This window comes from Kitasatospora sp. NPDC058184 (genome assembly GCF_042883725.1).
Classification (GTDB): Bacteria; Actinomycetota; Actinomycetes; order Streptomycetales; family Streptomycetaceae; genus Kitasatospora.
Genome location: NZ_JBHVVE010000003.1, coordinates 500,070 through 509,974, shown reverse-complemented (window position 1 = coordinate 509,974; position 9,905 = coordinate 500,070). Strand labels below are relative to the sequence as shown.

Below are 9,905 nucleotides of genomic sequence, written 5' to 3'. Positions count from 1 at the left end.
GCCCTAAAGGGCCTTATCCCCGGCCTGGCGGCCGGGGCGCCGCTGACGCGGCGTCAGCCGGGGGGGTGCCGGCTGCGCCGTCACCGTGGGTGGTGTGGCCTCGGCTGCGCCTCGGCGGGTGGGTGCGGGGTTGGGGGTATTCGCCTGCGGCGAATCCGTGGGGTTGTGCGGGTGGTTGATGGTGGGCGTCTGGCGTCGCTGCGCTCCGCCTTGTCGTGGCATTGTCCCGGGCCTGCGGCCCGTCAATCGGTCGACTTTCCGGTCTTGTTGGGGCGGTGTTTTCACGGCCCTGCGGGCCGGTTTGCTGGCGGGGTTTCCCGGGCTGCGCCCGGGGGTGGGCGTTGACGATGTGACGCGGAATTCGGGTAGCGGCCCATCCCTCCGGTCGGACGGGGGTGCCGGCCGGGGCCTGCGGCCCTCGGCGTTGACGATGTGTCGCGGACTTCGGGTATCAGTCACAACCCCGCCCCCCGTGGGGCCTCCCCCGGTCCCGGCCGATGGCCGGTCCGCCGTGCGGTTGCTGGGCTGACGGCCCATCCTCCGCCCCCCGGAGCGGGGCCTGCGGCCCTCGGAGGGCGCCTTCGGGTCTCCGGTCCGGCCCGGGCCTCCCCCGACCCCGGTGGCGGGCCCTCACCGGCGCCCCGCACAGCGGCCCCTGACGGGCCCCCAACCACAGACTCCCGACCGGAATCCGAAGCGAATCCGGGAGCGTTTCCCCCGCTTCCGCACACCTCTATCCCACCGGTTCCCTGGCGGGTGCCGTAGGAGAACAGGCAGCCTTGCGGCGACCGTCCATTCCGGCCCTATCCGGCCGCACTTCCGGCGGGAATGCGAGTTCCCTTCAGCTCCCTTTCTGGGGGCAATCCGAAACCCTTTCGGGGCGCAGCGGCGGGGAATCGAATTCAGGTACGCCGGAAAGGGGCCTACGGCCCTCCACGCCGACACCGCGACCGCCCTTCCTGACCGCCCAGGAAATCCCGCCCAGCGCCAACCGGGCAATTCCTGGAACGGCGACACCAAACCGAACACCGAACCAGGACGACAGCCAGGACGGCCACCAGGGCGGGCGCAGCGGGGACGCAGCACCGGGCAGCCAGGACGGGCACGGGCCAGCGACCGGACGGCCGGGACGGGCGCAGCGGGACGGCCGGGCGGCGGCGGGCCGCCGAGGCCGGCGGGCAGGACGGCCACGTCGAGCGGCAGCGGGACGGCCTGACGGCCGACCAGGACGACGGCGGCCAGGGCCGGGGCCCAACGGCGGGACGGCGGGGCGCGGCACCGGGCCGGGCAGGCAGGCGACGCGGGCAGGACGGCGAGGCGGGCGGGAACCGCCGAGGCCGGCCGACGGGCGCGGCCCGGTGCAACACGAGCCGCAACACGCCCACCCACCCCCGCCCCCTGGCCACATAACACCAGCTCAGACCCGCAACACGGCCCCGCGTCGCACCCCACCGCAACACCGCGTTGCACCCCACGTTGCGCCCCCGCGTTGCACCCCGCGTCGGCCACCCGGCCGCCGAGCACCACCACCAGGACCAAACCGCCCGGGAAGGCCGGCCCTCCCCGCGGCCACCACCCCGACCCCACCCCGCCGCCCCGGACAGCAACCAGGACGGCGGCCCGGACCACCCGCACCCGGCGGCCGTCGACACCGGCTACAGGCCACCACCCGAACCTCCCCCGCGGCCCCCGCCCGGCACCCTTGTCGCGCCCACCTGTCGCGCCCCCACCACACACAGGGGAACAGGGGTATCCGCCCACGTCACACCACACGACACCACCCCGGCGCGACAGACAACGCGACAGCACCGGGACGGCCACCCGGGGAGGCCGCCGAGGCCTCCCCGGGAGACGGGACGGCGGCGAGCTGTCGTTATGGCGCCACCCTGGCCGGGGCCGGCTGTGGACAGCGGCACCGACCACGAAGAGGCGCGCCCCGGCCGGTGGCCTCCGGCCGGGGCGCGCGCAACGGAACGGACAGCGGGCCCGGGGGCCCGTACGGTCGGTCAGAACTGGCCGCGGCGCACCCTCGGACGGGTGGGCGGGGCCTGCGCGGTGCCGTGCAGGGCGCGGGCGCCGGCGCGGGTGCGCTCCAGCCAGTCCATGACCTGGCGCAGTGTGGCGGCGTCGAGCCGTCGGGTGAGTTCGCGGACGGCCTGGTGGTCGTCGTCGGTCAGGTGGAGGCCGGCGCGTTCCAGGGCGGTGTAGAGGGGCTGGGCGGCGGCGCCGGCGAGGGAGCGGTGGGCGGCGTCGGCGCTCTGGCGGGCCTGGAAGGCGGCTTCGGCGGCGCAGTCGGCGACATCGCGCCGGTGGCGCTCACGGCGCAGCGCGTGTTGGAGGGCGGTGTCGTGGTCGGAGTCATAGCGCTACCGCCTTGTCGTAACCCTTGAAGAGCATCCCGACCTCGATGCGGTCCACAGACGGCTGCGGTGTGGCGGTGTCGGCCGCAGCCACCGGCGCGGTCGCGGCCAGAGCCAACGCGGCGAGCGCCGTGGCAGCCGCTGCCGTCGCGAGCTTGCGAAGCATGATGGTGTCCCCTCCCATGGCGGCCCCAGCGGCCCGGACGGTCGAGCTCGTAGCCGAAGTCCTCGGCGCAAGAGGGTTCGGCGGCGTCTGAATTTGGTGGCCTTCTGGCGGCTGCAGGGGGTTGACTGGGCTCACGGTGCCACGTCAGCCGGGGGAGGAAATCCGTGGAGGATCCGGGGTTCAGGGTGGTCCTGACAGGGGCGGCCTACAGCGGGCCGGGAGCGCTGAGGGCGATCCGCATGGTCACCGGCCTGAGCCTGTGGCAGAGCCGGAAGCTCCTGGACAGTGCACCCGTCACCGCCCAGGCCGACCTCCCGTTCGAGGTGGCCATGGCCGCTCTCAGGAGGCTGCAGGAGAACGGTGTACAGGCCGCCCTGCGCTGCGACTACTGCGAACGTCTGCTGCCCACCGACGGCACACCCGTCGACCCAGGCCCGTGCGAGTCCCTGTACTGGCCCACCGCCCACTGCCAGGCCAACTCCGAAACCGTCTGCGACCTCGACCGCTGTCCTTCCCATGACCCCGACTGGCTCCGCCCGTAGACACCTCCGGCTGCGGGGTGCGCGGCAGGCGTTGCTGGGGACTGTTGCCCGGCCTCACCATGGAGGCCCTGCACCCTGGTGAGGCCGGGTCAGCGGGCGGGAGCCGGGCGGGTGGTTTGGTGGGCGCGCAGGATGGCGTCCAGCGCCAGGTCGGAGCTGGGGTGGGTCTTGGGGCGGGAGAAGTGGTCGACGAGGAGCCTGGCGGTGCCGCGCGGCTGGTGGAGGAGGGCGGTCCAGCCGGCCTGGCCCCACGGTCCGTCGGGCAGGGGCGCGGTCCAGCCGACCGGCTCGCTGTCGAGGCGCAGCTGGAGGACGCCCTGGGCGGCGGGGTCGAGCCAGGAGCCGAGTTCCCAGCCGGGGCTGAAGGTAGGCTCCAGGTCGTCGAGGAGGTCGGGGAAGTCGAAGCGGTGCTCGGGGTCGGTGCAGGCCTCCCGCCGGGCCTGCTCGGCCGCCTTGGTCGCCGACCTCTGGGCCGGCACCGGGCCGGCGTCCGGCTCAGGAGTGGAGGCGGGGGCGGGCGGCTGCTCGGCCGGGACGGGAGCGTCGTCCGGGTCCTCGTCGTGGTCCCAGCGGTCGATCCGCTCGCGCGAGCGGGCCATGAGGCGCTCGTGCTCGTTCAGGTGCGGCCAGCGGGCCTTGTCCCGGACGTCCTGCGCGGCCATGTAGGCGCGGGTGCCGTAGACGGGCAGGACCTTGGCCAGCTCCGCGAACGCGGCGGCCGGATGGGTCGTCGCGAACGACATCCTGCACCTGGTCGACCCCGCCGCAGGCACCACGTCCCACCACGACGAGCGGTCCCGATGACGCTCGCCGCCGTCCCCGACCCCTCGCCCGCGGACCCCGCCCAGCGCCTGGCCGACCTCCTCGACGCGACCTCACTCCAGGCCCGCACCCACGCATGGGACACGGGCCTGGTACTGCCGGTGCGGGAGGTCGTCGAGATCAAGGGCAGGATGGCGGAGCTCACCGACCTGACCGGCGGCGCCGACCGAATGCTCGCCGAGGCCGTACGGATGCTGCGCCAGGCCGGGCACAAGAAGCAGGCCGACCTGGTCGAGCGGGAGCTCCTCGGCCGGGGCGCCGTCCCGGGCATCGAACGCCGTAACGGTGGCTTCGCGGAGGGCGGGGAGCTCGTCGTCGGTCATCGCGGCAAAGCTCTCGGGGAGCTCGAACGGGCCTATGGGCCATGTCTCCAGGTCATGCGTGGAATGGTGGCCCGGCCCAGAACCAGCGGCGCTCCCGACCAGGCCAGGTCGGGAGCGCCGCATGCCGTGCGTGGTCCGCTGGCCTGGTAGTCCCAGCGGGGATGATCAGAAGTAGAACCAGCCCTGCCACTCCAGTTCGTTACACGGGAACGCGCGGAGACCACCATCGATGCTGTCGTCAAGGCAGCGACCTGTGGCAGAGTTACTGATCCTCGTGTTTCCATCTGCCACCATGTATCGGTGCCAGTACTGGAAATTCGAGCCATTGCACGGGATCGCACGCAGACCATAGGCGAGGCTGTCGTCGAGACAGTTACTTGTGACCGAATTGACGACTTTCCCGGTGGTCCACCAGTCCGGCGCCGTCCACTGCTGGTAGGGCCCGCCATTGCACCCTATTGGCCGAAGCCCATAGGCCTGGCTGTCGTCCATGCACCTGCGGGTGGACGCGTTCTCGAAGTTGTGAGTTGATGTCACAGTCGCATCGGCGCTCCCGCTGCCGGCCATGACGGCGGCAAGGCTCACTGCGAGGACCGCTGCCCCTTTGGCGATACGAGCTGAAATCAGGCTGTTCAGCTTCATGAAAAGACTCCTCTCTGCTGGGAAGCCCGAGCCGGTTGGACCAGCTTTCGGGCACATCGCGATGGTGAAATGGACGGAAGGTGGTAGGACGAAAGGCAGGCCACTCACAGGAGTGGAGTAGCCGTTCCTATGATGGGGTTAGGGCTATACGTAGTAGAAGCGCTGGAAGAAGGTGTCGTTGCAGTCCAAGGCGCGCAGGCCGTAGTCAATACTGTCGTCAATACAGCGCCCGGTGGCGTTGTTCCGGAAGGTTGTACCGCCGGTCCACGGGTTGATCGGCAACCACTGCTGGAAGTCGGAGTTGTTGCAGCCGAAAGCGCGCAGCCCGTAGGCGAAGCTGTCATCGATACAGCGCCCGGTGTTCACGTTTCGCAGCGCGTAGCTACCATCCGAATGCTGAGAGAATTCGAACCTTTGGAAGTCGGAGTTGTTGCAGCCGAAGGCACGCAGCCCGTACGCGCCACTGTCATCCATGCAGCGGCTGGTTTTTATGTTCTGCAGCGCTGATTCACCGCCCGCCGCGCTGGCAGGGGCCGCCATGGTGAGGGCGAGCGTCGCGGCCGCCAGCGCGGCTGCGGCACCCCGGGCCGCGCGGGTACGGAGCAAGGTGGAGATCTTCAACGTGGGAGTCCCTTTCTCCGAAGGTGGTCGAGAGCCGTCCGGCCTCTCGGACTCGGTGGAGATCCCACCATGGGAGCTGCCCTGGTTGTCCATCAACAGGAAACGGCCAAGGGCCAGGTGAGCGGCGGACAATCCGGTTTGTCCGCAGACAAAGCAGGGAGCGGAGTCGAACACCACCGACACCACGACGGGGCCGGTAGAGCCGGCGCCGTACGCGGTCGACACCTGGCACGGCTTCCAGACCTTCGCCACCACCCCCGCCCCCGCACCACCCGGGCCCGGGGAGCCGGAACGCAGCATCGAGGAGCGCCTGGCCTACCACTCCGCGTTCGTCACCGTCCGCACCCCCGCCATCGACACCCTCGCCCTCAGCGTGCGCCGCCTGATGCTCCTCGGCAGGTATCAGCGCACCACCGCCCGCCCCAGCCTCATCCTCACCGGGCCCGCCGCCACCGGGAAGACCACCGCCCTGCTCGAAGTCGGCCGCACCTGCCACCTCGCCCACAGGCGACAACACCCCGCCCCACCCGGGAACGGGCAGCCGGCCGTGCCCGTCGCCTACGTCCTCGTGCCGCCCGGTGCCAGCGCCAAGACCCTCACCGCCGGCTTCGCCCGCTACCTCGGCATCCCGACCACCACGCGCACCACCCAGGCCCAGCTCATGCACGCCGTCACCCACACCTACAACACCGCCGGCGTGCGCCTGGTCCTGATCGACGAGATCCACCGCCTCAACCCCCGCACCACCACCGGCGCCGAAGCCGCCGACCTGCTGAAAGACCTCACCGAACGCATCGGCGCGACCTTCGTCTACGCCGGCATCAACGTCACCACCACACCCCTGTTCAGCGGGGTCCGCGGCGCTCAACTCGCCGCCCGCGCCAGCCTCGTCGAAACCGGCGCCCTACCCGCCCGCCTCGGCACCCGACGCCCCTTCACCGACCTCGTCACCGACATGGAAACAGCCCTCGACCTCCGGCGGCACCGGCCCGGCACCCTGTCCCGCCACGCCCCCTACCTCCACCAACGCACCGCCGGGCGTATCGGCAGCCTTAACCGCCTCATCCGCGAAGCCGCCCTCACCGCGATCCTCGACGGCACCGAACGCATCACCAAAACCACCCTCGATGCGGTGCGCCTGGACCACCTCGCCGAAACCCACCCCACACCCCGCCCCCGCGGACGGACCCGATGAAGGCGGGGACACCAGCCACCGAAACCGGCTGAGAAACCCTCAGAAACAGCGAGAACGCGGCCCGGCGCCATCACCCCCGTACCCGAGATGAGCCGAGAACACCCCGAGATCAATGAGAACAGCCCACCAGCGGGCCCCCGGACAGTCTCCACGACACCCCACCTGACCAGGAAAAACAGCCCTGACCAGCCAAAACGTGGAAGCAGCCTTTAGGACACCCCACACCCCTCAACACCGGCCACCACACTCACAAAACCAGCGATACTCCCAGTTCACAACCACCACCTAAGCCCACCAACCCCCACACACCCGTTCTCACTCCACCCACAAAACCCCAGCCCACACACCACCCCACACCTCAACTACACCCCCCTCAAACCTCATCCGCCCTCGAGCGGGCCGCCTTCACCGCCCAGACGCAGCCCGACCCGGAGCGGCGGGCCGAGGACGAGCGGCTGGAGGAGCGGCAGCGCGCCGAGCTCGCCGCCGCGCTACGGGCGGCCGAGCACGCGACCGCGGGGGCCGCCGCGTGGGTGGCCGAGTTGGCCACGCGCACCGGCAACCGGGACCTGACCGAGTTCGCGGCGGCCGTCCTCGCCTGTGGCCGGGACCTGGACCTGGAGGACGGCGAGGCCGGAGGAGAGGCGGTTGCCGGGCGTCGGCCGGACGGCGCAGCTGCACCAGAGCGGGCCGGGACGGCGGGGTGGTCCGGGCAGCGGCCGGGCGGGACCAGGCGGTGTCCGGGCCCTGTGGACTGGCCGGGCAGCGGGGTGTACCCGGAGACCAGGTCCCGGCACCCGGAGGTGGAGCTTCATCACCGGGACCGACGGAGCTCCACCCGTGCCGGGGCGACAAGGGGGTAGCGGGCACAGGAGGAGGGCGCGATTTCCCAGCCGCTGGCAGCCCGCCGACGGCCTGCCAGCGGGTCGGGCCGACTCGGCTGCCGGGCGCGTCCTCGCGGTCGCGCCCGGACAGCCGACACCGGGGGTCAGGCCGTGACGAGTTCCTTCTCGCGGTCCGGCGTCCTGGTCTTGGGCTTCTTGTTCGGCAGGGAGAGCCGGAAGACCTTGTGCCACGCGGAGAACACCTGCTTGGGCAGCGGCCCGGTGACGTACTCCAGCTCGTACTTCTCGAACAGCGCGCGCACCTTCACCGCGACTTCGGCGTACCGGTTGCTCGGCAGGTCCGGGAACAGGTGGTGCTCGATCTGGTGGGACAGGTTGCCCGTCATGAAGTGCATGGCCCTGCTGCCGCTGATGTTCGCCGAGCCCATCATCTGGCGCAGGTACCACTGGCCGCGCGTCTCGCCCTCGATCGACCGGCGCTCGAAGACCCGTACGCCTTCGGGGAAGTGCCCGCACATGATCACCGAATGGGACCAGATGTTGCGGACCAGGTTCGCGGTGAACGTGGCGGCGAGCGTGGTGAGGAACGACGGACCCGACAGCAGCGGGTGGATCACGTAGTCCTTGAGCACCTGCTTGCGGATCTTGCGGCCCACGGCCTTGGCCCGCGCGCGGAACTCCGGGTTCCCGCGGCGGTGCTTGCGCAGGTTCTTGCCGAGTTCGAGGTCGTACGCCGCGATGCCGTACTCGAAGAAGCAGGCGTTGACGAGGTTCCACAGCGGCTGGCCGAGGTGGAGCGGGTGCCACTTCTGGTCCTCGTCGACGCGCATGATGCCGTAGCCGAGGTCGTTGTCCTTGCCGATCACGTTGGTGTACGTGTGGTGCAGCTCGTTGTGCGAGTGCTTCCACTGCTCGGCCGGCGAGACGTGGTCCCACTCCCAGGTGGTGGAGTGGATCTTCGGATCCCGCATCCAGTCCCACTGGCCGTGCAGGACGTTGTGGCCGATCTCCATGTTCTCCATGATCTTCGCCACCGACAGGCCGGCCGTGCCGAGCAGCCACGCGGGCGGGAAGATCGAGAACAGCAGCACGCCCCTGCTGGCCAGTTCGAGCTTGCGCTGCACCGAGATGACCTTGCGGATGTAGGCGGCGTCCTTCTCGCCGCGGTCGGCGATCACCTCGTCGCGGATCGCGTCCAGCTCGCGGCCGAGCTCCTCGATCTGCTCCGCGGTCAGGTGGGCGGTGGGGTCGATGGCGGTCAAGGTGCTCCTACCGTTCGATGTCGCAGGGGCCCGCCGCGGCGGACACGCAGGTCTGGATGAGGACACCCGGCTCGGCCTCGGTGATCTCACCGGTGCGCAGGTCGCGGACGGCACCCGCTTTGAGGGGGGTGACGCAGCCGAAGCAGATGCCCATGCGACACCCGGAGGACATGAGCACGCCGGCCTCCTCGCCGATGTCCAGCAACGGCGTGGCGCCGTCCGCGTGGACGGTCTTGCCGGTGGCGCTGAACGTGACCTCGCCACCGCCGCTGCCGTCGTCGCCGGCGACCATGCGGGGGTGGAACCGTTCGGTGTGCAGGCGCTCCTGGACGTCGTGCTCGGTCCAGTGCTCCTCCGCGGCGTCGAGCAGGCCTGCGGGCCCGCAGGTCCAGGTCTCGCGCTCGGCCCAGTCGGGCACGAGCTCGCCGAGACGGGTGATGTCGAGCCTGCCGTCCGTGCCGGTGTGCACCTCGGTGAGGCGCAGCTTCCCGTTCGCGGCCAGGTCGTGCAGTTCGTTGCGGAAGATCACGTCTTGCGGCCGTGGTGCGCAGTGGACCATGACGACGTCGTCGATCTCTGTGTCGCGCAGCATGCCCATCACGGGCGTGATGCCGCTGCCGGCCGTCAGGTAGAGCACCTTGGCCGGCTTGGCGCGCGGCAGCACGAAGTCACCGGCCGGCTGGTCGAGCCGGATCAGCGTGCCCGGTGTCACCCGATGAACGAGGTGGTTGCTGACCTTGCCGTTCGGGACCGCCTTCACGGTGATCGTGATGCGACCGTCCCGGCGCCCTGTTGGTGAAGTGATGGAGTAGGCGCGCCACAGGCGCCTCCCGTCGACGTCGACGCCGATCCGCACGTACTGGCCGGCCGTGTGGCCGCGCCAGCCCCGTCCCGGCCTGATCACGACGGTCACGGCGTCACCCGTCTCGGGGTGCACGGCCTCGATGCGCCCCCGTAGGTCGGCGCCGGCCCGCAGCGGGCTGACCAGGTCGAGGTAGTCCGACGGCAGCAGCGGCGTCGTGACCATCTCCAGCAGTTTCCACGCCCTGCTGCGGAGGGCTGTACTCGTCATGGTTCCAGCTTGCTGCGCCTCAGAGCGTAAAGTCCTGACCGTAGGGCGTGAATCT

Annotated in this window: 9 protein-coding genes; 3 read left to right on the top strand and 6 right to left on the bottom strand. The window is 70.8% G+C overall.

The window, feature by feature from the left end; all coding sequences use genetic code 11:
• Positions 1–2,358: 2,358 nt before the first annotated feature.
• A complete protein-coding gene (locus tag ACFVXH_RS08635) occupies positions 2,359–2,526 on the bottom strand; it encodes a hypothetical protein (RefSeq protein WP_387821630.1) in 168 nt (55 codons plus the stop codon).
• Between the two features lie 164 nt (positions 2,527–2,690).
• Between ACFVXH_RS08635 and ACFVXH_RS08630 the strand changes: the two genes are divergently transcribed.
• Positions 2,691–3,068 (top strand): ribosomal protein L7/L12, encoded by a 378-nt coding sequence (locus ACFVXH_RS08630; RefSeq protein ID WP_387821627.1) that lies wholly within the window; start codon positions 2,691–2,693, stop codon positions 3,066–3,068.
• A gap of 89 nt (positions 3,069–3,157) precedes the next feature.
• Here ACFVXH_RS08630 and ACFVXH_RS08625 read toward each other — a convergent pair whose 3' ends face one another.
• A complete protein-coding gene (locus tag ACFVXH_RS08625; RefSeq protein ID WP_387821624.1) occupies positions 3,158–3,811 on the bottom strand; it encodes a hypothetical protein in 654 nt (217 codons plus the stop codon).
• Between the two features lie 57 nt (positions 3,812–3,868).
• Between ACFVXH_RS08625 and ACFVXH_RS08620 the strand changes: the two genes are divergently transcribed.
• Positions 3,869–4,363, top strand: coding sequence for a hypothetical protein (locus ACFVXH_RS08620; protein ID WP_387821621.1), 495 nt, complete (start codon positions 3,869–3,871; stop codon positions 4,361–4,363).
• 15 nt (positions 4,364–4,378) lie between these two features.
• Here ACFVXH_RS08620 and ACFVXH_RS08615 read toward each other — a convergent pair whose 3' ends face one another.
• Together ACFVXH_RS08615 and ACFVXH_RS08610 are read right to left on the bottom strand one after the other, a co-directional pair.
• On the bottom strand, positions 4,379–4,855 hold the full coding sequence (locus tag ACFVXH_RS08615) for an actinohivin (protein WP_387821618.1): 477 nt from the start codon (positions 4,853–4,855) through the stop codon (positions 4,379–4,381).
• Positions 4,856–4,999: 144 nt separating this feature from the next.
• On the bottom strand, positions 5,000–5,476 hold the full coding sequence (locus tag ACFVXH_RS08610) for an RICIN domain-containing protein (protein ID WP_387821615.1): 477 nt from the start codon (positions 5,474–5,476) through the stop codon (positions 5,000–5,002).
• A gap of 385 nt (positions 5,477–5,861) precedes the next feature.
• Here ACFVXH_RS08610 and ACFVXH_RS08605 point away from each other — a divergent pair, with 385 nt between their 5' ends.
• On the top strand, positions 5,862–6,671 hold the full coding sequence (locus ACFVXH_RS08605; RefSeq protein WP_387821662.1) for a TniB family NTP-binding protein: 810 nt from the start codon (positions 5,862–5,864) through the stop codon (positions 6,669–6,671).
• A gap of 988 nt (positions 6,672–7,659) precedes the next feature.
• Here the strand turns inward: ACFVXH_RS08605 and ACFVXH_RS08600 are convergent.
• Complete coding sequence (locus ACFVXH_RS08600) at positions 7,660–8,778, bottom strand: fatty acid desaturase family protein (RefSeq protein WP_387821612.1); 1,119 nt, start codon at positions 8,776–8,778, stop codon at positions 7,660–7,662.
• A gap of 7 nt (positions 8,779–8,785) precedes the next feature.
• Positions 8,786–9,850, bottom strand: coding sequence for a ferredoxin reductase (locus tag ACFVXH_RS08595; RefSeq protein WP_387821609.1), 1,065 nt, complete (start codon positions 9,848–9,850; stop codon positions 8,786–8,788).
• Between the last annotated feature and the right edge of the window lie 55 nt (positions 9,851–9,905).